This is a genomic window from Achromobacter sp. 2789STDY5608621, assembly GCF_001299375.1.
In the GTDB taxonomy this organism is placed as follows: Bacteria; Pseudomonadota; Gammaproteobacteria; order Burkholderiales; family Burkholderiaceae_B; genus Achromobacter; species Achromobacter insuavis.
In genome coordinates this window covers 158,515-184,490 of sequence record NZ_CYTU01000007.1, presented here as the reverse complement: position 1 = coordinate 184,490, position 25,976 = coordinate 158,515, and the positions used below count along the sequence as shown (strand labels likewise).

At 65.6% G+C, this 25,976-nt stretch carries 18 protein-coding genes; 12 read left to right on the top strand and 6 right to left on the bottom strand.

Annotated elements, in window-relative coordinates; translation table 11 throughout:
• Positions 1 to 390 precede the first annotated feature (390 nt).
• Complete coding sequence (locus AOZ53_RS10665) at positions 391 to 2,049, top strand: CYTH and CHAD domain-containing protein (protein WP_054428938.1); 1,659 nt, start codon at positions 391 to 393, stop codon at positions 2,047 to 2,049.
• Positions 2,050 to 2,164: 115 nt separating this feature from the next.
• Here AOZ53_RS10665 and ftsY read toward each other — a convergent pair whose 3' ends face one another.
• Entirely contained in the window at positions 2,165 to 3,157 is a 993-nt protein-coding gene (gene ftsY, locus AOZ53_RS10660; protein ID WP_257225119.1) for a signal recognition particle-docking protein FtsY, read from the bottom strand.
• A gap of 415 nt (positions 3,158 to 3,572) precedes the next feature.
• Here ftsY and rsmD point away from each other — a divergent pair, with 415 nt between their 5' ends.
• From rsmD to AOZ53_RS10640, 4 genes are all read left to right on the top strand, one after another.
• The gene (rsmD, locus tag AOZ53_RS10655) at positions 3,573 to 4,139 is read left to right on the top strand and encodes a 16S rRNA (guanine(966)-N(2))-methyltransferase RsmD (protein ID WP_054428943.1); all 567 of its coding nucleotides are present in this window, start codon (positions 3,573 to 3,575) and stop codon (positions 4,137 to 4,139) included.
• 58 nt (positions 4,140 to 4,197) lie between these two features.
• Positions 4,198 to 4,701 (top strand): pantetheine-phosphate adenylyltransferase, encoded by a 504-nt coding sequence (gene coaD / locus AOZ53_RS10650; RefSeq protein WP_006385942.1) that lies wholly within the window; start codon positions 4,198 to 4,200, stop codon positions 4,699 to 4,701.
• 189 nt (positions 4,702 to 4,890) lie between these two features.
• On the top strand, positions 4,891 to 5,142 hold the full coding sequence (locus AOZ53_RS10645) for a YfhL family 4Fe-4S dicluster ferredoxin (RefSeq protein WP_006391351.1): 252 nt from the start codon (positions 4,891 to 4,893) through the stop codon (positions 5,140 to 5,142).
• Positions 5,139 to 6,359 (top strand): benzoate/H(+) symporter BenE family transporter, encoded by a 1,221-nt coding sequence (locus AOZ53_RS10640; RefSeq protein WP_054428945.1) that lies wholly within the window; start codon positions 5,139 to 5,141, stop codon positions 6,357 to 6,359. The genes AOZ53_RS10645 and AOZ53_RS10640 overlap by 4 nt, the downstream gene beginning before the upstream one ends.
• Before the next feature lie 36 nt (positions 6,360 to 6,395).
• On the opposite strand, the gene AOZ53_RS10635 is transcribed toward AOZ53_RS10640, so the two are convergent.
• Complete coding sequence (locus AOZ53_RS10635; protein WP_054428947.1) at positions 6,396 to 6,779, bottom strand: MOSC N-terminal beta barrel domain-containing protein; 384 nt, start codon at positions 6,777 to 6,779, stop codon at positions 6,396 to 6,398.
• Positions 6,776 to 9,271 (bottom strand): AsmA family protein, encoded by a 2,496-nt coding sequence (locus tag AOZ53_RS10630; RefSeq protein WP_054428948.1) that lies wholly within the window; start codon positions 9,269 to 9,271, stop codon positions 6,776 to 6,778. The genes AOZ53_RS10635 and AOZ53_RS10630 overlap by 4 nt, the downstream gene beginning before the upstream one ends.
• A gap of 336 nt (positions 9,272 to 9,607) precedes the next feature.
• Here AOZ53_RS10630 and AOZ53_RS10625 point away from each other — a divergent pair, with 336 nt between their 5' ends.
• The 7 genes from AOZ53_RS10625 (at position 9,608) to AOZ53_RS10595 (ending at position 19,687) form a co-directional block, all read left to right on the top strand.
• Entirely contained in the window at positions 9,608 to 11,206 is a 1,599-nt protein-coding gene (locus AOZ53_RS10625) for an MDR family MFS transporter (RefSeq protein WP_035359525.1), read from the top strand.
• Between the two features lie 3 nt (positions 11,207 to 11,209).
• A complete protein-coding gene (locus tag AOZ53_RS10620; RefSeq protein WP_054487773.1) occupies positions 11,210 to 11,656 on the top strand; it encodes a MarR family winged helix-turn-helix transcriptional regulator in 447 nt (148 codons plus the stop codon).
• 178 nt (positions 11,657 to 11,834) lie between these two features.
• A complete protein-coding gene (locus AOZ53_RS10615) occupies positions 11,835 to 12,332 on the top strand; it encodes a DUF2938 domain-containing protein (RefSeq protein ID WP_054428950.1) in 498 nt (165 codons plus the stop codon).
• A gap of 247 nt (positions 12,333 to 12,579) precedes the next feature.
• Positions 12,580 to 14,193: an ABC-F family ATP-binding cassette domain-containing protein gene (locus tag AOZ53_RS10610; RefSeq protein ID WP_054487771.1), complete on the top strand. Its 1,614-nt coding sequence runs from the start codon at positions 12,580 to 12,582 to the stop codon at positions 14,191 to 14,193.
• A gap of 227 nt (positions 14,194 to 14,420) precedes the next feature.
• Positions 14,421 to 16,709, top strand: coding sequence for a TonB-dependent siderophore receptor (locus tag AOZ53_RS10605; RefSeq protein WP_054487769.1), 2,289 nt, complete (start codon positions 14,421 to 14,423; stop codon positions 16,707 to 16,709).
• A 370-nt stretch (positions 16,710 to 17,079) separates the two neighbouring features.
• Complete coding sequence (locus AOZ53_RS10600; protein WP_054487767.1) at positions 17,080 to 18,222, top strand: STY4528 family pathogenicity island replication protein; 1,143 nt, start codon at positions 17,080 to 17,082, stop codon at positions 18,220 to 18,222.
• A 601-nt stretch (positions 18,223 to 18,823) separates the two neighbouring features.
• A complete protein-coding gene (locus AOZ53_RS10595; protein WP_054487766.1) occupies positions 18,824 to 19,687 on the top strand; it encodes an integrase domain-containing protein in 864 nt (287 codons plus the stop codon).
• 47 nt (positions 19,688 to 19,734) lie between these two features.
• On the opposite strand, the gene AOZ53_RS10590 is transcribed toward AOZ53_RS10595, so the two are convergent.
• The 3 genes from AOZ53_RS10590 to AOZ53_RS10580 are packed head-to-tail and all read right to left on the bottom strand — an operon-like array spanning position 19,735 to position 25,971.
• The gene (locus AOZ53_RS10590) at positions 19,735 to 21,450 is read right to left on the bottom strand and encodes a DUF262 domain-containing protein (protein ID WP_054487764.1); all 1,716 of its coding nucleotides are present in this window, start codon (positions 21,448 to 21,450) and stop codon (positions 19,735 to 19,737) included.
• 55 nt (positions 21,451 to 21,505) lie between these two features.
• Complete coding sequence (locus AOZ53_RS10585; protein WP_054487762.1) at positions 21,506 to 24,238, bottom strand: DEAD/DEAH box helicase family protein; 2,733 nt, start codon at positions 24,236 to 24,238, stop codon at positions 21,506 to 21,508.
• Complete coding sequence (locus AOZ53_RS10580; RefSeq protein WP_003808518.1) at positions 24,238 to 25,971, bottom strand: site-specific DNA-methyltransferase; 1,734 nt, start codon at positions 25,969 to 25,971, stop codon at positions 24,238 to 24,240. The genes AOZ53_RS10585 and AOZ53_RS10580 overlap by 1 nt, the downstream gene beginning before the upstream one ends.
• Positions 25,972 to 25,976 lie beyond the last annotated feature (5 nt).

The window sequence follows — 25,976 nt, the reverse complement described above, 5'->3', positions numbered from 1 at the left end:
CGTGCTCGCGGGCCCCCTGCCACTGGCCCGTGGCTCGGCTCTGGACGATGCGATAGGTGCGGTTCATGGGCCTCTCTTCTTTCTTGTCATGGCCCGTCGCCGGCAGTGCCGGGGCGGGCGCGAATGGGTCTCGAGGCCCCGCGAAAAGCGTCCGGCCCGCCAATTACAATTAGAAAAGTTCGACCCCGCTTTGCCTATCACTGAAACTGGGTAATTGAGCGGACGCAATCAACGCCCAGAATGTCGGTCGAACGGCTTGCGGACGATTGTTGATGCACCGCAACCCGGTCTATGCTCGAACGAGCATTTGTGAAATAAATATGACCGGTCATCAAACATCCCTCCCCCTTTGATTAAGATCTCGGCTTTTGCCGTTGGACACCCGCCGCCATGTCGGAACAGGAACTGAAACTGCACGTGCCCACGGCTTCCCGCCAGGCCGTGCTGCGAGAGATCAAGCAACGCGAGGCGACGCGCATCCGCCTGCATGCGATGTACTTCGACACGCCCGAGCGTGAGCTGGCCAAGGCCCGCATCGCCATTCGCCTGCGCCAGGAAGGCCGCGACTGGGTGCAGACCCTCAAGATGCCCGGCATCAACGCCATCACCCGCATCGAACTGAACCACCCGCGGCCCGGCCCCGTGCTCGACCTGTCGGTCTACGCCGGCACCGAAGTCGAGGCCGCGCTGGCCGCCATCAAGGGCGAACTCGGCCTGCGCTATGAAACCGACGTGCAGCGCATGCTGCGCAAGGTGCGCACCCGCTACGGCACGGTCGAGCTGGCCTATGACACCGGCATCCTGCGCGCCGGCGCGCTGGAGCTGCCGATCTCCGAACTCGAATTCGAACTGGTCTCGGGCCGCCCCGCCGCCATCTTCGCGGTCGCGCGCGGCTGGCAGCAGCGCCACAGCCTGGTGCTGGACCCGCGCAGCAAGTCCGAGCGCGGCGACGCGCTGGCCCAGCTGGCGCAGCGCCTGGCCGACGTCGACGCCATCCCCGGCGACGACCTCGACAGCCGCCGCGCCCAGGCCATCGCCCAGTTCTGGGCGCCGCGCGGCGCCGCCGCCGTCAAGCTGCGCGAAGACATGACCGCGCCCCAGGCCATGGGCCGCATCGCCGCCGAATGCCTGGACCAGATCGCGCGCAACGCCGCGGTGCTGGCCGAGGTCGACACCGAAGGCGTGTACCGCGCCGGCAACTCCGAACACGTGCACCAGCTGCGCGTCGGCATCCGCCGCCTGCGCTCGGGCTGGAAGCTGTTCGACGGCTGGATCGCGCCGGTCCCCGACGCCATCATGCAGGGCGTGCGCGCGCACTTCGCCGCCTTCGGCGCCAACCGCGACCAGGACGTGCTGAACGAAACCGTGGCCCCCGCGCTGATGCGCGCCGGCATGCCGGTCATCCCCATGGAAGCGGCGCCGCCCGAACAGGACGCCCGCGCCATCGCCGGCGGCAAGGCCTTCCAGGCCTGGCTGCTGGAATTGCTGGAATGGAGCCTGGACGTGCCGCCCGCGGTGCCGACCAGCGACGGCCTGCCGATCGCCAACGGCATGCCCAGCGACGTCGCGCCCGAACCGGCCATCCGCCTGGAAGGCGGCGTCGCCGGTCCCAGCGTCAAGCCCACCATCATCCCGATGCTGGCGCCCGAGCCCGACACGCGGCAGCTGCACAAGCAGCTGGCGCGGCGCCTGCATCGCTGGCACAGCAAGGTGGCCGACCAGGGCACCCAGTTCGCCGCGCTCGACATCCCCACCCGCCACGACCTGCGCAAGCGCGGCAAGCGCCTGCGCTACAGCCTGGCCTTCGCCGAATCGCTGTTGCCGCCGACCAAGCTGCGCGGCTACCGCAAGCTGCTGTCGCGGGTGCAGGACATCCTGGGCGAGATCAACGACCTGGCCGTCGCCAAGGACTACTACGAGTCGTGTACGGCCACGCATCCGCAGGCCTGGTTCGCGCTGGGCTGGATCAGCGCGCGCCTGGAGGAACTGGCGGTGGATGCGCAACGCGCCTTCGACGACCTGGCCGGCAGCAAGCCCTTCTGGAAATAAGGCGACGCGATCCTTCGCGGATCGCGTTTGCGCCCGCCACAAACACCGCGCCCCACGCCTCCGATACCGGAGACGTGGGGCGCGGTGTTTTCAGCGCGGGGCGCCGCGGCCGGGATCAGTCGGCCAGCAAGGCGCCGGCGAATTCGTCGGCCACGAACGGCTGCAAGTCTTCCAGGCTCTCGCCCACGCCGATCCAGTACACCGGGATCGGCCGCACGCCCTGGCTGCCCGCCGCCACCGCCGCCAGCGTGCCGCCCTTGGCGGTGCCGTCCAGCTTGGTCACGACCAGGCCCGTCAGGGTGATGGCCGCGTCGAACGCGCGGATCTGCGCCAGCGCGTTCTGGCCGGTGTTGCCGTCCACCACCAGCAGCACCTCGTGCGGCGCGGCCGGGTCGGCCTTGCCGATGACGCGGCGGATCTTCTTCAGTTCTTCCATCAGGTGCAGCTGGGTCGGCAGGCGGCCGGCCGTGTCCACCATCACCACGCCCACGCCGCGCGCGCGGCCGGCATTGACCGAGTCGAACGCCACCGCCGCCGGATCGCCGCCGTCCTGCGAGATCACGGTGACGTTGTTGCGGCTGCCCCATTCGATCAGTTGCTCGCGCGCGGCGGCGCGGAACGTGTCGCCCGCGGCCAGCAGCACGCTGGCGCCCTGGCGCTGGAAGGTATGGGCCAGCTTGCCGATGGACGTCGTCTTGCCGGCGCCGTTGACGCCCGCGATCATTACCACCAGCGGCTGCGTGCGCTTCAGGTCGAAGGCGCGCTCCAGCGGGCGCAGGTGATCGGCCAGCAGCTGGCGCAGCGCGGTCTTGACCTTGGCGGGGTCCTCGATGCGCTCTTTCTTGACCCGCGCGCGCAGCGCGGTCAGCAGCTTCTCGGTGGCCTCCAGGCCCGCATCGGCCATAATGAGCGCCGATTCGAGTTCCTCGAACAGGTTCTCGTCGACCTTGACGCCGACGAAGATGCCGCCAATGCTCTGGCCGGTGCGCGACAGGCCCTGCTTGAGCCGCGACAGCCAGGACGCCTTCTTGGGCGCGGCTTCCGGTTCGGGCGCGGCGGGCGCCGCGGCGACCGGCGCCGGAGGCGTGACGGCGGGCGGCGACGCCACCGGCGCGGGTGCAACCGGCGGCGAGGCAACGGCCGGCGCGGCGGCGCTGGGCGTCACGGCCGGCGCGGCGGCTACGGGCGCGGAAGCGGGTGCGGCGGAAGCAGGTGTGGAAACGGGCGTGGCGGCAGGCGCAACCACGGGCGCCGAGGCCTGCGGTTGCGGCACCACGGCCGGCGCCGGTTGCGGCACACTGGCCGAAGCCGGCGCGGGCACCTCGGCGGACGGCACCGGCAGGGTCACCTCGGGCGTCGCGACGGGCGCGAATTCGCGGGCCGGAACGATGGGTTCGACGGGCTGGGCGGGGACCTCGACCTCGGCTTGCGGCGCGATCCCGGCGTCCACCTGCTCAGGCGGCGGCGCGGGCTGGGCCGGCGCGGCGGGCGGAGGGGATTTTTTCTTGAAGAAGCGGCTAAACATGGGTAACAAGTATATTCGTATCGTCGGGGGCCAATACCGGCGCACCCCTATCGTCGTGCCCGACGTGGAGACGCTCCGCCCGACGCCCGACCGGGTGCGGGAAACGCTGTTCAACTGGCTCAACCACCTGTGGGGCGGCGAATTCGCCGACAAACAGGTGCTGGATCTGTTCGCCGGCAGCGGCGCCCTGGGCTTCGAGGCGGCCTCGCGCGGCGTGGCGCATGTACAGATGGTCGAGCGGGACAAGACCGCCGCGTCCGCGCTGCGGACACTGCGCGACAAGCTCAAAGCCGACATGATACGCATCCACGTGGGCGATGCGATGCAGGTCGCCGAAAGAATGGATGCGTCCCGATTTGATCTCATCCTGCTCGATCCGCCCTTCGGACAAGGCTGGCTGCCGCGCCTGTGGCCGATCCTGCCGGGCATCCTGGCCGAGGGCGGCCTGGTCTACGTCGAGGCCGAAAACGCCATCGAGCCCCCCGAGGGATTCACGATCCTGCGCCAGGACAAGGCCGGGGCGGTGCACTACCACCTCCTGGAATTTGCTGCATTGCGCAAATAGATCAATAATCCGAGCTTCGGAGGATGGTGTACACCACTAATAACGGTACGGAGCTCGCATGATCATCGCTGTTTACCCTGGCACTTTCGACCCGCTGACCAGAGGCCACGAAGACCTGGTCCGCCGCGCCGCCACGCTTTTCGACAAAGTCGTGGTCGGCATCGCGCACAGCCGCAACAAGAAGCCCTTCTTCAGCATCGACGAACGCGTGGACATCGCGCGCGAAGTGCTGGGGCACTATCCCAACGTGGAAGTGCAGAGCTTCGGCGGCCTGCTCAAGGATTTCGTGCGCGACCAGGGTGGACGCGTCATCGTGCGCGGCCTGCGCGCCGTGTCCGACTTCGAATACGAATTCCAGATGGCCGGCATGAACCGCCATCTGCTGCCCGACGTCGAGACCCTGTTCATGACGCCGTCGGATCAATACCAGTTCATCTCCGGCACCATCGTGCGCGAAATCGCCCAGCTGGGCGGCGACGTCAGCAAGTTCGTGTTCCCCTCGGTGGAACGCTGGCTGCAGGAAAAGGCCAAGGAACGCCGCGAGCAATCCTGGCCGGGCTGAGCGTCCCCGCTCTCCGCCTCACCGAACCCTCCCGGAGGGCGCCTTGCGCGCCCTCCCTGCGTTTTGGCGGCCCGCTCGGCGCCCCTCATGAGCGGCGATGGGCAGGTCGGCGCCAGGGGCTTGCCCGGCCCGCCGCGGGCCCGGCAGTACAATTGCAATATCCCTGCCGGATTCCGTAGCCCCTCCACCATGGCCCTGACCATCACCGAAGAATGCATCAATTGCGACGTTTGCGAGCCCCAGTGCCCGAACGACGCGATTTCCATGGGCGAGGACTACTACGTCATCGACCCCGACCGCTGCACCGAATGCGTCGGCCATCACGACGAGCCGCAATGCAAGGTGGTCTGCCCGGTGGAATGCATCGAGCTGCATCCGCAATGGAATGAAGGCCAGGAACAGCTGATGGCCAAGTACCGCCGCCTGACCGGTGCCGCATGAGCGACACCGCCCAGCCCGGCTTCGACACTCCCTCCTCCCGCCCCAACGCCCGCCGCGACCTGTCCGCCTCCGCGATCGCGGCCGGCCTGGTCGCCGTGCTGGTCAGCTTCGGCGGCACCGCGGTGCTGATGGTGCAGGCCGGCCACGCCGCCGGCCTGGATGCCGCCCGCATCGGTTCCTGGATCGGTTCACTCAGCCTGGTGCTGGGCCTGGGCGGCGCGGCCTACAGCCTGCGCACCGGCCTGCCCATCGTCATGGCCTGGTCCACGCCCGGCGCCGCGCTGCTGGTCACCGCGCTGGCCGGCGTGCCGTTCCCCGAAGCCATCGGCGCCTTCGTGCTGGCCGCCGCGCTGACGCTGGCCTGCGGCCTGTTCGGCTGGATCGATCCCATCCTGCGCCGCATTCCCGGTGAAGTGGCCGCCGCCATGCTGGCCGGCGTGCTGCTCAACTTCGGCATGGGCATCTTCACCAACGTCGGCAAGCAGCCGGCGCTGGTGCTGGCCATGTGCGCCGCCTACCTGGTGTGCCGGCGCTGGGCGCCGCGCTACGCCGTGCTGATGGTGATGGCCGTGGCGGTCGCCATGGCCGCCGGCCTGGGCCTCGTGCAGGTCGACCAGCTCGACTGGCACCTGACCGAATTCGTCTGGACCACGCCCGTCTTCAGCATGCAGGCCGCGGTCAGCCTGGGCGTGCCGCTGTTCGTGGTGGCAATGGCCTCGCAGAACCTGCCCGGCCTGGCCATCCTGCAGGCCGCCGGCTATCGCCCGCCGGCCTCGCGGCTGGTCGCCGCCACCGGCTTCCTGGGCCTGCTGGCCGCGCCCTTCGGCGCCCACAGCGTCACGCTGGGCGCGATCAGCGCGGCCATCTGCACCGGCCCCGAGGCGCACGCCGAGCCGTCCAAGCGCTACATCGCCGCGGCCACCTACGGCGTCAGCTACTTCGCGCTGAGCATCGTTGCCGGCGCGGTCGCGGTGTTCTTCCAGGCTTTGCCGGCCGCGCTGCTGGCGGCCCTGGCGGGCCTGGCGCTGCTGGGCACCATCATGGGCGGCATGGCCGCCGCGATGGCCAATCCGCAGCGGCGCGAAGCCGCGCTCATCACGCTGCTGGCGACGGCGTCGGGCTTCAGTTTCTGGGGGATCGGTTCGGCCTTCTGGGGCCTGGTGGCGGGCCTGCTGGCCCACACCGTATTTGAATTCAAGCGCAAGCAGGCGGCCTGAAGCGGGTCTCGCCCCGCGTTGAGCGCGGCGCCGGACTCAGTCCGGCCAGGCGGTCACCGGCGTGTCCGGATGCACCTTCATGATACGGCACGGCACCTGCACGAAATTCGAGATCCAGGCGGCGGCCAGCTCGCCTTCGTCGACCACGTCGATGACCTGCTCGCCGACCTTCATGCTGTAGCGCACGCTGTCGTCGTCCTCGATCACGTCCAGCGGAATATCCATGCGCAGCATGCCCGGCGCGCGCAGCACCAGGTAGCCCAGGCGCAATTCCACCGTCACGTCGGCCAGCCGCGGGCACAGCTCGCGGTTGAGCCATTGGCCCGAATCATTGGCGACCAGCCACTGCCGGTGATAGGCGGCGGCTTCGGCCTGTTCCGTGTGGCCGCACTGGGCGATGGGCTGGAAGGCGGCGCTCATTTGCCCAGCAGGCCCTTGAGCGCCTTGTCCACGGCCGCACCGCCCTTGCCCTTGCCGGTCACGGCTTCGCGCAGCTTGTTTTCCAGGCTGCGCTTGAGGATGCCGGCGATGGCGTCCTTCCACAGCAGCGTGTAGGTGGGCTTCTCGAACGGACCGCGCACGTGCACCGGAATCGTCACGTCCTTCAGGTCGATCAGTTCCTTGCCTTCGGGGTCGGCGGCCGGATTGACGACGCGCGCGCGCGCCACCAGGTCCAGCTCGTTCTTGACGAAGTCGATGGTGGCCGGCTCGCCCTGCGTCACGCGCAGCAGCGGCGACACGACGTTCAGGCGCTTGACGCTCGCCACGCCCTTGGTGAAGGCCAGGTCGGCATCCATTTCCGAGAACGCGGTCTGCTTGCTGGTGTCGGCCGCCACCGTTTCGTCCTGCGACTCGGGCTTGAGCGCGGCCTTCAGCTCGCGCAGCGTCTGCGTCAGGTTGATGCCCTTGACCGCGCCATCGCGCAGCCGCACCTGCAGCGTGCCGCCCAGGCCGCTCTTCATGGCATAGGCGTTGGCGCCGGCGGTCTTCAGGTCCAGCGCCAGGCTGCCCGTGCCGCTCAGCACGTTGCGCTGCGCCAGGTCCATCAGCAGCGGCTCGATCGAAATGCCGGCCAGCGACATCTTGGTCGCCAGCTGGTTGCCCTGCGCCGCGTCCACCGACAGCGCGCCGGCCAGCTTGCCGCCGTACAGGCCGGCGGTCAGGCTGGAGATGTCGAGCTTGCCGCGATCGAGCTTGACAGCGGCGGCGACGTCATCGGCCTTCAGGCCGCGCACCACCAGCTTGCCGACCTTGAGCGTGCCGTTCACGCTCGGGCCGACCAGCGCCGACAGGTTGATCGAATCGTCCGCGGGCGCGGCCGGCGCAACCGGCTTGTTTTCGTCCTTTTTGCCGTCGGCGGGCGGCTTGGCCGGCGCGGCGGCAGCCGCCGCCGGCGGCACCAGCTTGTCCAGGTCCAGCGTGTCCACCGCCAGCGCGAAGTTCACCTGCGGCGCGTCGCTCAGCTTGGCGATGTCGGCGGTCAGGTCGAACTTGCCGCCTTCGAGCACGGCGTTGATCTTGCTGCTGGCCGTGTCTTTCAACAGGTCGACGTTGAGGCTGCCGATCACGGGAATCTGCAGGCTGCCCTTGGGCAGGCCCGGGTCGGTGATGTTGACGTCGCCGCGCAGGCCCGCCAGGCCGCCCTGGCGCTGCAGCAGGTTCAGCGACAGCGGCGAGGCGAAGGTCAGCTTGACCACGCGCTCGCCCTTCTTGGATGTGCTGTCGAGCTTGGCTTCCTTGATGTCGAGCTCGGTGGCGTTGCCGCTGATGCCGTTCAGGCCGAAGCTGGCGTCCAGGCCGCTGATGCGCACGCGGCCGGTCAGCGCCTCGCCCGTGGCCTGCGTCGGCGAAATGTTCAGCGCCGGCGCGTCCACGGCGAATTCGAACGGGCCGTCGGCCACGCCGCCCTTGGCGCGCACCGCCAGCTTCTCGATCTGCAACTGGCTCTTGTGCGGGTCGATCGACAGCTTGGGCATGGCCACGCTGGCGTCGACATTGGTGGCGCGAGCGGCCGGGTCGGTCACGTCGCCCTGGAACACGACTTCCAGGCCGGCCACGTCCAGCGCCGACTTCTGGCCGTTGAACGCCAGGTTGCCGCGCACCGCCAGGCTCTTGGCCTCGGCGCCCGGCAGCTTGCCGTCCATGCGCAGGTCGAGCTTCTGCGCCGCGTAGCGCTTGGCGGACGGATCCAGCGTCAGCAGCGCCTGGCCGGTCAGGTTGGCGTCGATGCGCGGATTGCCGCCTTCCAGGCGCGCCGTCAGGCGCACGTCGAAGGGCTGGTTGAAGGTGACGCGGCCGGTGTTGGCGTTGATCTTGGTCACGGCCACGGCCATGCCCGACATCTCGTCCTGCAGCAGCACCTCGCCATCCTTCAGGTCGAGGCCGGCGATGTCGATCTGCATGTTGTTGCGCGACGGCGGCAGCGTGCCGCTGGTCAGGGCCTGCGCGGCGGTCTGCGCCGCCCCCGCGAGGGCTTCGGCGGGATTGGCGGGCGTGGCCACCACAGGCGCGGTGCCGCCCACCAGGTTGCTGAAGTTGAACTGGCCGTCCTTGCCGCGCACCACGCGCGCCTTGAAGCCGCTGATGGCGACATGATCGACCACGAAGCTGTTGGACAGCAGCGGCCACACGGCCACCGCCAGGCGGGTGCTCTCGATGGAGGCGAAGGTCTCGGTGCTATTGACCTCGGACAGCGACACGCCCTGCACCGACAGGCCGATGCGCGGGAACAGCGACAGCTCGATCTCGCCGTCGATCGTGAGCGTGCGGTGATAGCGTTCCTGGACCAGCTCTTCGAGCTTGTACTTGTACGCGTTGGGGTCGAACGTCAGCAAAAAGATGGCCAGGCCAACGACGGCCACGACAACCAACACCACCAGGCCTATCAGAATGCGCTTGAACCACGTTTTCATTGCCGCCCCGTCGGTACCTCGACTGGTAATCCTAGAATGCCCCCCGCCGCGCCTGGCGCGGGAATGGCGCTTTGCCGTCGCGCCGGACGCGCGGCTTCATGATTTGTCCGTCTTCGATCGCATGCCGCCGCGTGCGTCAGGCCGGGGGCCGATACGCCAAGCGGAGAGGGACTGCCATGGAAAGACCTGCTGAAGACGCCGGCATGACCAGCGTGCACATACCGCTATCGTAACAAATCGGGCCCGCCTGCGCGCCAGGCCTGAAACTGACGGTTTTCTGTCTCGGCGATTGTAGGACTAGAATTATTGATCCATCAATAATTGATCCATCCAACAATGCCCGCCCCCGCCCCCAGCACCCCTTATTCACCCGGCCAGGTGCTTCCCTTCCGGCAGACCCTGCTCGCCATGCTGGGCATGTGCTTCGTCATGATGATGGTCGCCATCGACCAGACCGTGGTGGGCACCGCGCTGCCCACCATCGTGGCCGAGCTCAAGGGCTTCGAGCTGTATGCCTGGGTGGCGACCTCGTACCTGCTGACCTCGGTCATCACCGTGCCGATCTTCGGCCGGCTGGGCGACTACTACGGCCGCAAGCCCTTCGTGGTGGCGGCGATCGTGCTGTTCACGCTGGCCTCGGTGCTGTGCGGCGCCGCCGACAGCATGTTCACGCTAGTGCTGGCGCGAGCCCTGCAGGGCGTGGGCGGCGGCATGCTGGTGGGCACCGCCTTCGCCTCCATTCCCGACCTGTTCCCGGACCCGCACGTGCGGCTGCGCTGGCAGGTCATGCTCAGTTCGGCCTTCGGCATCGCCAACGCGGTCGGCCCGACGCTGGGCGGCGCGCTGACCGAGCACTACGGCTGGCGCTCGGTGTTCTACGTCAACCTGCCCATCGGCATCCTCGGCCTGTGGTTCGTGGCGCGCTACCTGCCGCACCTGCGCAACCACACCGAGGGCAAGGTGCGCCTGGACTGGCAGGGCGCGCTGCTGATCGCCGTCGCGCTCGGCGGCCTGCAGCTGCTGGTGGAGCTGCTGCCCAAGCAAGGCCTGAGCGCCACCATCGTGCTGCTGGGCGTCGGCAGCATCGCCGCCTTCGGCCTGCTGTACTGGTGGGAACGCCGCTGCCCGCATCCGCTGCTACCGTTCGACATGTTCCGCAACCGCGGCCTGGCCACGCTGTTCACGCTGGCGCTGCTGGTCGGCGTGACCATGTATTCGCTGCTGTTCTACGCGCCGCTGCTGCTGCAGGGCGGCTTCGGCCTGTCGCCGCAGGACGCCGGCCTGCTGATCACGCCGCTGGTGGTCTTCATCACCGTCGGCAGCATCATCAACGGCCGCATCATCACCCGCATCCGCAACCCCAACCGCATGCTGTACGCGGGCTTCCTGCTGATGGCGCTGTCCTGCCTGGGCATCGTCACCACCCACAACTACACCGCGCACTGGCTGATCGCCGGCTACATGCTGATGGCCGGCCTGGGCATGGGCTTCATCATGCCCAACCTGACCGTGTTCGCGCAGCAGACCGCCGGGCGCACCCACCTGGGCATCGCCACCGCGCTGCTGCAATCGCTGCGCATGATCGGCGGCATGCTCGGCACCGCCGTGGTCGGCACCATGGTCAACCACAGCTACTTCAGCGGCGTCGAATCGACGCTGCGCGGCGCCTCGGCGCGCTGGCTGCCGCAGCTGGACGACCCGCAGATGCTGGTCAATCCCGAAGCCCAGACGCAGTTCCTGGCACAATTGGCGCATCAAGGCCAGGATGGAGCGTCGCTGATCGAGATCGCGCGCGTGGCGCTGGTCAGCGCCATCCACGAAGGGCAACTCATCGCCCTGGCGGTCGCGGTGCTGGCGCTCTGGTGCGTGCGGCGCGTCCCCCTGGTGCAATTGGCGCGCGTCTCCAAGCCGGAGCCCGCCAGCGTCGGAGAGTAGCTTTTGCCCAAACAACAACAGGGCCTGCAGGTCATCCAGCACATGGGCCAGACCTACCGCGTCATGCAGAGCGCCTTCAGCGGCCGGGTCGGCCACGCGCTGCCGCGCTGGCGCATCCTGCTGGCATTGCACGAAAACGGCCAGTGTTCGCAGAAGCACCTGGCCGAGCGCTGCCGCCTCGATCCCGCCTCGCTCACCCGCCAGCTGCAGGCGATGCAGAAGCTCGGCTGGATCGCGCGCGCGGTCGACGCGCAGGACAATCGCCTGACCAACGCCCGCCTCACGCCCGCCGGCCAGGCCGTGGTCGACGAGGCCCTGCCCAAGCGGGCCGCCTTCTTCGACGAATCGCTCAAGGGCCTGTCGGCCACCGACATCGACACGCTGAACCGCGTACTCAACGTGCTGGAAGAGAACTTCCTGCGCGCCGCCAGCGGCAACAAGGTCGAGTAACCGCGCCCGGGGCCGCCCAGGGCAGCGCGCCCACGGTCGCGACCAAAGCCATTCACCCCCGTGCCGCTACGCGCGGGCAAAGCCCCGACATTCGTCCGTGCCATTGACACCCGGAAAGGTTATTGAATAACATTCAATTAATCTATTGATTGTTATTTCATCTTGCCGGAACTCCTGCATGCCTTCTGACCTCCTGCTTCGCGCCGTGCTGATCGGCGTCGGCGCCACCCTCGTCATGGATCTGTGGGCGCTGCTGCTCAAGCGCCTGTTCAACGCGCCGTCGCTGGACTACGCCATGGTCGGCCGCTGGATCGGCCACCTGCCGCGCGGCCGCCTGACCCATCCCGGCATCGCGCGCTCGGCGCCCATCGCGGGCGAACGCGCCATCGGCTGGATCGCCCACTACGCCATCGGCGTCCTGTTCGCCCTGCTGCTGCTGGCGCTCTGGGGCCCGGCCTGGGCCGCGCGGCCGACGCTGCTGCCGGCGCTGATCGTTGGCATCGCCACGGTCGCGGCGCCATTCCTGATCCTGCAACCCGGCATGGGCGCCGGCATCGCGGCCTCGCGGATGCCGAAACCCGGCGTGGCGCGGCTGCGCAGCCTGATGGCGCATGCGTCGTTCGGCGTCGGGCTGTACCTGGCGGGATGGCTGGTCGCGGCATGCCTGGACGCCTGAGACGCCGCGCCTCGGCGCGCGGGCTCAGGTGCATGGGCATCTTTGCCCCGCGCTTCCCGCCGCCGCGCACGGCTTGGCCGCGCTCGCGTTTTGCCAATTCCGCCAAGGGCTTTTAAAGTAACGGCCTGAACTCCATCCATCGAGGTATTCGTCCCATGCGCCATTGATGCCGCCGTCGCAATGACGGCCAGTCTCCACCCGCCCCCGTTCGCAGGGGGAGTTCCTGGCATCCCTGGAAGCATCACGCATGACGACTCCCTATCTCACGCTCGAAAGCGTGTCGTACCTGCTGCCCGATGGCAGCCCGCTTTTTTCCGGACTCGACGAAACCTTCGACCAACGCCCCACCGGCCTGGTCGGGCGCAATGGCGCCGGCAAGACCGTGCTCGCGCGGATCCTGGCCGGCCAGTTGCCGCCGTCGAGCGGGCGTTGCCTGCGATCGGGCAGCGTCTTCTACCTGGCGCAGCAGGTCTCCCCGCCCGCCGGCGCCACGGTCGCCAGCCTGGCCGGCGTGCAAACGACGCTGGACGCCCTGGCGCGCATCGAAGCCGGCAGCAGCGCGCCGGAAGATTTCGAGCGCGTCGGCGACCGGTGGGACATCCGCCAACGCCTGCGGCAAGTGCTGGAACGCGACGGCCTCGGCCACCTCGACGCCGCGACGCCCGCCAGCGCCCTGAGCGGCGGCGAAGCCATGCGCGTGGCGCTGGTCAGCGCCCTGCTGTCCGAGGCCGACTTCCTCATCCTCGACGAACCCAGCAATCACCTGGACCGGCCCAACCGGCAGGCGCTGATCGACCAGTTGCGCCATTGGCCGCGCGGCCTGCTGGTCGTCAGCCATGACCGGCAACTGCTCGACACCCTGGCGCGCATCGTGGAGCTCTCATCGCTGGGCCTGCGCGGCTACGGCGGCAACTACAGCGCCTATGCCGCGAGCAAGGCGCTTGAACGATCGAATGCCCTGGAGCGGCTCGAACACCACAAGCTCGAACGCCGGCGCGAAGAACAGGCCATGCAAGCGCAGCGCGAGCGGCAGGAACGCCGCCAGGCGCGCGGCCAGCGGCATGGCAAGGAGGCCAACCAGGCCAAGATCCTGCTCGACCGGCAAAAGGGCCGCAGCGAGGACTCGGCCGGCAGGCTGCGGCAGCAACATGCCGCCGCCCACGAACGCCTCGCCCAGGCCGTGCGCGACGCCGCGGCGCAGGTGGAAAAGGACGCCGACATCTCGCTGCATGCCCTGCCCGTCGCGCAGGCGGCGCAGCGGCGCGTGGCGGAGCTGGACGCCGTCACGTTGCCCTTCATCGCAGGCCCCACCCGCCACGTCGACCTGCTGCTCGGCGGCCAGCAACGCATCGCGGTCACCGGCCCGAATGGGTGCGGCAAGTCGACCTTGCTCAAGGTGCTGGCGGGCCTGCTCGCGCCCCTGTCGGGCGAGCGCAAGGGCGCGTCCGAATGCGTCTATCTCGACCAGCGCCTGGCCGACCTGGCCTCGGATCGGCCCGTGCTCGAACAACTGCAAGCGGTCAACGCCGCCCTCGACGAAGGCGAACTGCGCACGCGACTGGCGCACCTCGGCCTGGACGCGCGCAAGATCACGGCGCCAAGCGGCGCGCTCAGCGGCGGCGAGCGCCTGAAGGCGGCGCTGGCCTGCGCGCTCTACGCCGATCCGCCGCCGCGGCTATTGCTGCTGGACGAACCGAGCAATCACCTCGACCTGCCCTCCACGCTCGCGCTGGAAAGCATGCTGCGCGGTTACCCAGGCGCCCTGGCGGTGGTGTCGCACGACGACGCGTTCCTGGACAGCCTGGCGCTCACGGATCGGCTGCACGCCACGCAACAGGGCTGGCTCCTGGAACCGTGGTGAACGCAATCGACGGCGCCTGACGGCCGGCGGGGCATCGCCATCGTCCTGCCCGCCGCGCGCGCAGCGGGGCTCGCGCCGCGCCTGCCTTGAACAAGTCTTCTTTTGCGGGCCACGCGGCCCGGCTTGATCCATTTCGCCAGAGATCCGGCATATTCCCTTGGCGCCTCATTTACGAAATGGAAATGCCAATCAATGGCATTGCTTTTCAAGTTTCAAGGGATCCCTTCATGCACCCACATCCGTCTGGCTCGTCCGTCCTGCTCGGCCTGATTGCCCTGGCCCTGGCATCGGCCCCCGCCCAAGCGCGGCAGCCGGACGCCGGCGCCACGGCCTCGCCCGCCCCGGCCACGCTGCCCGCCATCGAAGTGACCGGGCAGACCGACGAACCCACCGAGACGACGCGCGCCTATACCGTTCCCGCCACCCGCGCCTCGACGGGCCTGACCCTGAGCCCCAAGGAAACCCCCCAGTCCGTGTCGGTGGTCACGCGCCAGCAGATGGACGACCAGGGCATGCAGTCCATCGGCGACGTCCTGGGCAGCACCACCGGCATCACCTTCACCGAGCTGGACAACGGCGGGCGCACCACCTACCGGGCCCGCGGATTCGACATCACCAACTACAAGGTCGATGGCCTGTCGATCATCGGCGGGTCCTCGTTCAACGGCGGCGGCAGCGGCGCGATCAACATGGATCTCTACGACCGCGTCAGCATCGTGCGCGGCGCGAACGGCTTGATGGGCGGCATCGGCGATCCCTCCGCCACCGTCGACCTGGTGCGCAAGCGCCCTGGCCGCACGCTCGGCGCGAGCCTGATCCTGCGCACCGGCAGCTGGAACAAGAAGAATGCCGTCGGCGACATCAACATACCGCTGGCGGCGGACGGCCGCGTCCGCTCGCGCCTGGTGTTCAGCGGCGAGAACTCCGACGGATTCCGCGACCGCTCCGGCATCGAACGGCAGGGGTTCCTGGCCAGCGTCGCCATGGATGTCACCGCCCGCACGCAGGTGGGGCTGGGCTTCCAGTACGAACACAGCATCTTCCACGGCGCCTCCTGGGGCGCCAACGTGCCCGCCTGGTTCGCGGACGGCTCGCCGACCCATTTCCGCCGCAGCCTCAACCTCGCGGCGGACTGGAGCAAGAGCGACATGGAAGCGAAGACGCTGTTCGCCTCGCTCGACCATCGCTTCGACAACGACTGGAAGCTGCGCGCCGACTATGCCCACACCTCGCGCGCGGACCTGAGCAACAAGGGCGCCATCAAGGTCAACAACGGCAAGGTCCGCTGGCCCCATTGGAAGCAGGACGGCAGCGGCGCCTACCTCAATGCCATCCACTCGGAAACGGAAGGCGAAACCGACGCCTTCTCGCTGGATCTGTCGGGCCCGCTGGAACTGCTCGGACGCCGGCATGAACTGCTCGTCGGCCTGAACGGCTCCCGCATGGACGAACCGTCCTGGACCTTCAACAGCAGCAACTGCAGCATCGATGGCATCGCCGGCTTCAAGGGCCGCTGCCAATACCGCACCGAGTTGCCCGTGGCGGATTGGCGCGCCTGGCGCGGCGACGAATACGGCAACATCCGCGCGTTCCGCACCGACGCCCGCCGCGTCACCCGGACAACGCTATATGGCGGCTACGTCGCGGGCCGCTTCGAGCTCGCCGACGACCTGACCCTGATCACCGGGCTGCGCCGCAGCGTCTACCAGATCCACAGCGACAACTACAACGCGGCGGGTGTCCGCGGGGCGCGCACCGGCGAAAACGCCGCCCACGCCTGGACGCCCTACTACGGCCTGGTCTATGGGCTGACACCGAACTACTCGGTCTACGCCAGCTACACCGATGTCTTCACGCCGCAGACCGGCAAGAACGAAGGCGGCGACACCCTCAAGCCCATCACGGGCGCGAGCTACGAGGCCGGCATCAAGGGCGAATGGTTCAATGGCGCGCTCAATGCCGCCGTGTCGGCATTCCGCAGCCTGCAGAAGAACGTCGCCCTGAAAGACGGCGACAGCTTGACGCCCGATGGCGACCAGGCCTACCGGCCCGGCACCGGCGTCATCGTCAAGGGCGTCGACGCCGAAATCGCCGGCGCCATGACCGCCGCATGGAACGTCTATCTGGGCTACACCTACCTGGACGTCGGCAACAACGACACCGCCGACCGTCCCGACCCGCGCCATCTGCTGCGGCTGAACACCACCTACCGGCTGCAGGGAATGCTGCGGGGGCTGACCATCGGCGGCGGCCTGACCTGGCAAGGCAAGACGGTGTCCGAGCCCTATCCCGGCCAGCCGGATGGCCACGGCGGCTTCGACAGCTCGCCGATTCCGCTGAAGGGCTATGCGCTGTTCAACGCGATGGCGCGCTACGACATCAACCGCCATCTGTCGGCCATGCTCAACGTCAGCAACCTGTTCGACAAGACCTACTATCGGCAGTATGGGTTCTATAACGGCTTGATCTACGGCGAGCCGCGGCGGGTGACGTTGAGCCTGCAGGCGAAGTTCTAAATGAACGGGGCAGGCCCTTGTTGCCAAGGGCCTGCCCCGTTCACATTCATGAAGCGCGACCGAACGCGCTTGGGAACAACGATCAGACGTTGATCACACGTTTAAACGTTGATCGGTCGGCAAAGGGCCGTGAATGCTAGGTTTCGCGGGGAAATCGGGCCACGGCCTTTGCGGGAATCGCTGGAAGTACCCCCAGTTGTACCCCCATAGGGGTATCGGGATGATAGATCAGTCTGGATGCCGGTGCCAGCGCTGCGCCTGCCGGATAAAACGGTTGTGGCGCAGACCGCATTGTTGGCTGACGCCTGGAACGGTACGCGATGAGATGCAGGGGAACGGGCCGCTGTGGCCCAGACCCTGGAGAACGCTCATGGCAGACCATCACACCCGCCACAACCCGCTGGGGCAAGACTCCCTGTTCACCACGCCGGCATCGCTCATGCTCGATGCTCGCCTCACGCCGCTGGAGCGCAATGGTTGGCAAGTTCTGCGCATGCTGCGCTCTGCGGAGGGCATCAGCCCGCTGGCGAATCTGGGGCAGTTGCGCCGCTATCTCACCTCTACCCCGCTGGGGCACCGGGCCGGGTACGAGACGGCCCGGCGCGTTCTCGTCGTGCTTCGGCTGACGGGGTGGATCAGTCTGGTGGGCCAGCAACGCGATCCTCTGACCGGCCATGTGCTCAGCGAGCTGTATCAGGTGCACGAAAGCGCCCTCGTCTTCCAGCAGGCCTGCACGCTCGATGCCAGTCTGTCCGCGCTTCTGCAAGCCTCTATCGGCCACGAAAACAACCAGGTGGATCGGGTGGCCGTGCACATTCAGGCAACGCTGGCGCAGGCACCTGAAGCCGCCTCCATTGCGACCCACGATCAGCGCCACAATGACGATGATTTGCCCCCTACGCCGCCGTCGCAGGCGAGCGAAGCAGCCGACCCACTGCCATTGTCTGGCGATTCCGCTGGCAGCACCCTTGTTCCGCAACAGACCGGACACGCTCGTCACATGACGGCTGAGCCGGGCAGTACGTATAAGACGTATATGTATAAAAAAGAACGTACGTACCGCGCGCGCGAAGGCGATGGCGATCCGGCATCGCAGTCGGTGAGCTTGCCGCCTTGCCTGAGCAATGCCCAGGCAGATCAGCAAAAGGACGTGCAGGCCGCCTTGCGGCGGCTGCCGCCGCAGCATCGCCAGGAAGTACTCGATGAGTTGCAAGCACGCAGCCAGAGCGGCACCGTACGCAATGTCGTGGCCTACTTCTTCGCCTTGGTAAAACGCGTTTTTGCGGGCGAGTTCCGCTTGTGGGCAGGTCGTAAGGAGACGTCTGCCGCGAACCGGCCTACAACTCCGCCGCGCACCGAAGCCCGCCCGGAACCGACTGCGCCACCGGCATCGCGTGAAACTGCCCTGGCGCACATCGCCAACATCCGCAAGATGCTGAACGCCTCGACGAACGCTGGGGACATCGCAGCACAGGCAATGCAGGCCAAGGGATGGCAGCCGCATCCTGCGTAGCAAATGCTGCCGCGAAACGGGTCGTCACTGCACACCGCAGTGACGACCCGCGCAATGCCGCCAACAATGCGGGCGAAAGCCAGTTCCTATTGCGTGCGGCAGACATGATGATGGCCGCCCTACACTGACCGGGCAGTTGCCAAGACCGATGGGCTTCGTACATCGGCATCCCCAACAGCGCAGGTTCCTGCAAGCGCTGGCCCGACAGGGTGGAACCGCCCCAGGTATGCCCAGGCTCCGACCGCATACCAGCCCTACCCAGGGCGGAGCCTTCTTCGTCTGTTTGAACTCATCCCTACCGCGCCACCTGGCGCACTGCCCCTTGCGGTAATTACCTGTGCGCAACGCACAGGGTTCCCGCTGCATTTCTCATCCCACTCACTTCATAGGAGGATTTGTCCACGTTCGCATCACTTTCGTCTTGCAGTACCTCCGTCCGGGCTTCCAACAGGGAGCAAGACGGACGCCTCATTCGAGGCTCTGGTGTCTCCTGAACACCATGCCCTTGCCCTCACGGGATCTCGCCTTGGCGAGCTGGCACCAACACTAACCACTGAATTTCAGGACAACGCAGTACGGCGCTTTGCTTGGAGGCCGGACGATGGACGACTTGACCTACACCCTGCGGCAGCTTTGCCAGCGCAACCGTGACGGCAGCCACAACACACAGGCTGACCGGATGCGCTCGCTGTCGCTGGCCGCGCGGCAACTGCGCGAGGCCGGTTTCCGGCAGATGAAGGCGTCGTCACTCAAGGGCAAGCACGTCCAGGCGCTACTGGAGCGCTGGCAAAGCGAAGGTTTGTCGTCGGGAACCATCAAGAATCGGCTCTCTCACCTGCGCTGGTGGGCAGAGAAGATCAGCAAGTCTGGCATCCTGCCAGCGGACAACATGCAGCTTGGCGTGGCCGAGCGCCGCTATGTGACCAACGTCAGCAAAGCCAGGGAACTAGGCACAGGTCTTGAACAGATCTCCGATGCCCACGTGCGCATGAGCCTTCAGCTACAGGCCGCCTTCGGATTGCGTCGGGAGGAAGCGATCAAGTTCCAGCCCAGTTACGCAGATCGGGGCGACCACATCGCCCTCAAGGGATCGTGGACCAAGGGCGGTCGGGAGCGAACTGTGCCCATCACCACGACAGAGCAACGCGACGCGCTCCACGCAGCACACCGCCTGGCAGGCACAGGATCACTGATCCCGGCAAACAAGACCTACATCCAGCAGCGGCACGTCTACGATGGACAATGCAAGGCGGCAGGTCTGAGTCATATGCATGGCCTTCGCCATCAGTACGCGCAAAGCCGTTATGAGACGTTGACAGGGAGGCCGCCGCCAGCGGCAGGTGGACCGTTAGCCACGGAGTTAAGTCCAACCCAGCGCATAGAAGACCGCCATGCTCGTCAGACCATCAGCCGTGAGTTGGGACACGAGCGCGTTCAAATCACTGCCATCTACCTCGGTAGCTAGGTCAGGCAGTATGAGCCCCCTGGCTACATACACAGCCGTCCATCGGCTCAATCTGCAGGCCCAACAAACGTATTCAGCGCCGTTGCAATCCTCTTGCGTCGCTCAAGCAAGAAAGCCTTGTAGCTTTCCACATCCAGTAGCGATGCCTCAACCGGGATGCACTGTGCTGAGAACGCTGGCTCGCCAAGCTGGTCCACCAGCGGGGGCAGGTAAACCGCCGGGGCCTTATCGCTGATCGCGCGATTCGTCTTGCCGCCGATGAAGGCCAGATTGGCGATGTCATCCGCCTCGCGGGCAGTGAAGCTGGTCTTCAGTACGGCTTTGGGAAAGATGTGATGGAACTGCAAGCGATGCTGGGCGCCCGAATGATCCAGAGCAATGGTCAGATGGCTGCTCCAATCTTTCGCACCGGCAGCGCGGAAAGCCAGGAACATGGTCTTGAACAGCGCGCTGCGCTGGTTTCGGCCTTCCAGCTCCTCCGCGGTAATGTCCAGGCGGCCGAACTGCAAGCGCAATCGGTCGATCAGCTCGCTCACCGCTCCGCCCTGACGAATACTTGCCAAATCCTGATCCAGAATGGTTTCGCTGGAGCCTCGGGAGAAGCGGCCTTTGGCATTGGCCATCAGCGCCCAGTAGCGCAGCTGGCGGGCCTCATCGTTGCTCAGCGCATAGTTGCGGCTGTGTCCGAAATACGCCAGCACCACCAGCAGGAAGGGCGACGACAGCAGCGCCGGGCTATCGATGCCCAGATTGCTGCGCAGGAAGTTGAGCGCGAATTCCATGCCCTCGCAGGCTTCTTTCCATGCCTTCTGCAGCTTCTCCACATTCAGGCTACCCACGATCTGGAAACGTGATTGACCGGTGGCAAACGCCATCAGATTCTTCAAGTGCAAACCGAGGTCAAGATCAAAGCCCGTCTTGGCGCATGCCTTCTGGAAATCCTGGAACGTCTGCAGTGAGTGCCGCCACTTGGCGGTGATCTGAGCCAGAGCCAAGTCGGAACTGCGCAGCTTGGCTCCCAGTGAATTGACCCGGACGAAGATTTCCGTGACCTCATCGTAAGAAAGCGTGCGTTCCAGCACGTCCATCCGATAAACGTACTTACGGATGCCACGTAGCCGGGCCAAGCGCTGGCTGTACTTCTCGTACCGCGGATCGTCAAAACCACTGATACCGGCACGTTTGAGGAAAGGCGCATCGTTGTCGGTCTTGAACACTTCCGACACTTTCACCCAATGCGGCAACTGCTCCAGCTTCCTCGTGGCCACCACGAAAGTCATCTTGTTGAAGCGCTTGAGCAGTTCGTCCTCGGTCGAGTCCGTCTCATCGCCAATCAGTTCGCTATCGTCGTCGGCATCGTCCTCGTCGTCGCCGTTCTCTTCCACTTCGGTCACGACCGCCAACTGGTCGGGATGCTCCAAGTTGAACAGCAAGTCGATAGGCCGACGACGGCCGCGCACCGATACTGGCTCGCCACGAATGACGGCAGAGAGCGATGTCAGACGCTGCTGACCATCCAGCAGAAGCCGCGTGCTCTGGTAAGGATTCGTGCTCTGGCTGACCGCGAAATCCTGCAGCGGCACAGCTTCATCCGTTTCCCAAAGCAGGATTGCGCCGGATGGGTAGCCGCGATACAGCGAATCCAGCAGATCGCGCACTCGCGTGGAGCGCCACACATACTGGCGCTGCATCTCTGGCAAGCGCAGTTCGCCCCGCTCGATCATTGATACCAGTTCTTCAACGCTTGCTTCGGCCTTGGCCATGGTTATTCCTTATTGCGTCATCTGAAATGAGCAAGTCGCCAGATACGGTAGTGCCTCAAGCCTTCACAAACCTCAAAAAGTCGGCCAGCCGCCGCGACTCATTGACTTCATCGTGAGGTACGAGCAGATACCGCCACGGTTTTCCGCCGACGCTCACCGTGAAGTCCGACGCGTGCTGACACCACTGCAAGGCAGCAGCAGCTTTGGCCTGCACCTCTTGCGTGTTGATATCGCCGCGTGCTTTGGTTTCCACAATCAAGATCGTCGAGTCCGTTTCGGCGACGAAATCCGGGATGTACTCCGGCTGCTCGGTGCCAAGCTTGTAGTAGATCTGGAACTGCCCCTTCGCAGGCTTGAACCACTTCAGGGCATCGCGCTCCAGGATGATGGCGAAGCGCCGCTCAGTGTCCGAATCGAACTTCTGTAGCGGGTACAGACAACGCGCGAAGCCCCCGAAGAGCATCTGCTTGATGCGGCCAGTCTCTGCAACCGTCTCCCGGAAGTGATGGGCCGTCTGGCCCGCCGTGGCGGTGTAGTTGCACGGCTTGAGTTCGGTGAAGCCGCGACTGACCTGCACCTCGTACTCCGTCGCCTCTTCCCAGAAGTGGGCCATCATCTGCGCGTGGATCTCCCGTGCGATCAGGCGGCGGTCACGATCGAGGACGTTGACGGTCTCGTCCTCGGACAGATAACCGCGCAGATGCTGCACCATCTGGCCTGCGAGGTCGTAGAGCAGATCGGCGTGGGTGAAGTAGTCGATGTCGTCAAAGTCCACCAGCGCGTGGACGATGTAGTCCTCCGGCCGTTGCTCCTTGAGCCCAACTTCGGCGGCCAGAGTGTCCTGCTCATTGGTACGCAGGTTATGGATGACGATCTCGCGCTCACCCGGCTGGAGGTGGAGCTGGCTCACGTCCAGCTTGAAGGCGTGGAACCCCGTCGTGACCTCGCCAGTCGGCACCACCGCGATGCGCGGGATGTCGATGGTCTGCTGCACCACGATTTCGGTGGTCTTCGCCACCACGGCGGACAAGTCAAGTGCGGGGACGGATTCATCCACGCTCGCCAGCAATTCGCCTTGCAGGGGCTTCAACCGCTCCGCCACCTCCGCGAGGATTTCCTTCTGCACTTCGGGTTTCAGCAGCGCGCTGCTGGTAGGCACCAGATCGCGCTTGACCTCGTACTTGCCGATGACGTCCATGACCACGCGCGCGGCCTTCTTCTCCGCCTCCGTGGTGAACACCGGTTCGGGCACTGGGACTTCCGCTCCACTTTCGGCGGATGAAACCCCTGTAACCAAGACCGGTGCATCCGTCAGACCGAGACGCGCCGTCGCTCCGGACTCGACCTGTACGCTGACCTTCTTATCGTCGGCGCTCGGCGCATCAAGGATGACCTGCTTCAGGCGAATCGGCGAGTCGCCCCGGTTGGCCTCGTCGATGATCTCCTGGAACTTGTCGTGCGCGACGATGTTCAAGCGATCCACCGCCGCGACGCCCGTGCGCCTGCCGTAGGGCAGTCGCAGGCCACGCCCGATGGACTGTTCGATCAGCGTGCGGGCATTGGCGGCGCGCAGCGGCACGATGGTGTAGAGGTTAGTCACGTCCCAGCCCTCCTTGAGCATGTTGACGTGAATCACGATCTCGGTCGGCTCGTCCACGCTCTCCACGGCCAGCAGACGCGTGATCATCTCCTCTTCTTCCGCGCCGGTACGGCTGGAATCGACCTGAATCACCTTGCCCTGATAGCGGCCCTCGTAGAAGGCTTCCGACTCCAGAAGCGCGAGGAGTTGCCCTGCGTGCGTGGTGTCGCGAGCAATGACAAGCATGAAAGGCTTGATCAGCTTGACGCTGTTCTCGCGAGCGTAGGTGAGCAGCTCGACTTTGGTCGTCTCGTGCAGGCGCACACCGTCTTCCAGCTTGGTCTTCTCGATCTCCTCGGGCGTATGCGCCTTGGCGTCGAAGTTGCGCTGGGTGACCACGGCAGGCTCCTTGACGAAGCCATCCTCCATCGCCCGCGCCAGGGGGTAATCCATCACCACGTTCTTGAACGGCACCGGCCCCTTGCTGGATTCCACAAATGGCGTCGCTGTCACCTCCAGGCCAAACAGCGGCCTCAGCTCATTGATGGCGCGCACGCCCGCGCTAGCGCGGTAGCGGTGCGATTCGTCCATCAGCAACACAAGGTCAGGCAGGTTCGCCAGATGGTTGAAGTAGCTGTCACCCAGCACTTCCTTCATCCGCTTGATGCGCGGCTCCTTGCCGCCGCGCACCTCGGAGTTGATTTTGGAGATGTTGAAGATGTTGATGCGCACGTCGTGGGCGAAGCCCTGTGGCTGATCATCCACCGCCGCGCCGGTCTGGTCGTAGTTGTCACCGGTGATGATCAGCGGCGGTTGCTGTGCGAACTCGGCAATCCCCTTGAACACGTACTTCGGCGTGTTGCGCGTGAAGTCCGTGATGAGCTTGTTGTAGATCGTCAGGTTGGGCGCGAGCACGAAGAAGTTGTTGATGCCGTGGGCCAGATGCAGGTAGGCGATGAAGGCTCCCATCAGGCGCGTCTTGCCCACGCCGGTTGCCAGCGCAAAGCACAGTGACGGAAACTCGCGCTCGAAATCCTCAAGCGTGCTGAACTCGGCCTTCAGCGTGGAAAGAATCGCTGGGACATCTCGCTCGTGGCCTAAAAGTTCAGGCGCGGCATCAAGCGCGCGAACCAGTTTGATGAGCGAATCCGCCTGGGGCGGCCGAAGAGACAGACGACCGGTGACGGCGTGCAGGACACGGCTGTTCATTATTCGTTCTCCCCAAACAAACCGCCCTGATTCGAATTCGCAGCGGGCACTTTCCTGCTCTTGGCTTTCTTGTTCGCTTCGGCGGCTGCCGAAGTCTCAACGGGGTCGGGCTTTGCCATCGGCAGGTTCGCCACATTCAGGCTGTAATCGTCATGCCCCCATTCACAACGGGCCAGCACCATCTTCGGAATCTTCTTCAGCGTCAGGTTCGGCCAGCGTTCGTTTGCTTTGGCGGCAGTCACGCCGTGGAAAGCAGCGCAGCAGACCAACAGGCTGCGGTCGGAACCCACTTCATCGGACAGCGCCTGCAACTGGTCGGCAGACAGGTTCTGCGTGGTGACGTAGATGAAGTCACGCTCGCTGGAGTGACCATGCTGCCACCACTGCACCTCGGAAGGCGCGTAGCTGAAGCCTTCCAGCTTGGCCAGCGCCTCGGCCAGTTGCGCGGCGTTGTATTCGGGGTTGATGACCGGGTTGCCCCAGCGGTCGTTGATGATCAGACTGGGTGCGAGGCTGTAATAACGGAAGCCACCACCACCTTCCCAGCCGACGCTTTCCGTAACGCCTCCGCCATCCTCACCATCAATAACCTTCCGAAGGCGCGGAAGGATGTGCGTGTGGCAGTGCTCACCCAACTCGACCATGAGCCACCGTCGCCCCATCTTGTGGGCTACCGCACCGGTTGTTCCAGAACCGGCAAAGGAGTCGAGCACTATGTCGCCGGGATCGCTTGCTAGCGAAATGACTTGCGAAATTAGCTTCTCTGGTTTTGGGGTCGGGAAGTCCCCAACATCTAAGGCACGCAATTCTCGAATGCCATCTTGGTTGTGCCCGAACTCTGCGCCATCGGCCCATAGCGTTGTAGGCATGACGCCTTCCGCTGCTTCGCTGAGATACATCTTCAGCCGAGGGGCGTTCTCTCCACTTGTTCCCCAGTAGATGCGCCCCTCAGCATCTAGCTTCTTGAAACCACTTGGATTACGACTCCAGCAACGGTTCGGCGGAGGGAGGAACACCTTTCCGCTCGGCGACTTCACCTCAAAGATGTTCTCCGAAACTCCGGTTTTCGCGTACTGTCTACCGCGAGCTCCACCAACCAGACTAATTGTCATCGTGACAGACTGCCAAGGCCCTCTAGGATCGTTGTCGGGGTTGCTGTATCTCTCCGTCTGCTTTGCCGATCGGCCAAATTGGTTTAACCGAAGGTGCGCACGATCTTTGGCGTAAACCAGAATATGCTCGTGCGCTGATGAAAAGAACTGCGCGTTGCTCCGCACCGCATAGGATTTGTTCCAAACCACGTTGGCGATGAAGTTGTCTCGTCCAAAGATTTCATCTGCGAGCACTTTGCAGTACTGGGCTTCGTTGTCGTCAAGCTGAATCCAGCAACTACCATCTTTCGACAGTAAGTTTCGCAGAAGGGTCAAGCGCTCACGAATCAAGCCCAGCCAGATCGAGTGTTCAAGGCCATCTTCATACTGAGCAAAGGCGGAGCCAGTGTTGTAAGGCGGATCGATGTAAATGCACCTGACTCGCCCAGTGAATTCATACTCCAGCGCCTTCAACGCCAACAGGTTGTCCCCGAAGATCAGCCGGTTGTCGAAGATGTCGTTCTCCGTCACGCGCCGCTTGGCGTGGTACGACTTGTCCGGGTCTTCGAGCAGAATACGCGGCTCCAGCTTGGGCCGTTTCTCCTTTCCGATCCATGTCAGTTCTAGTTTTTGCTTGCTCATGGCAT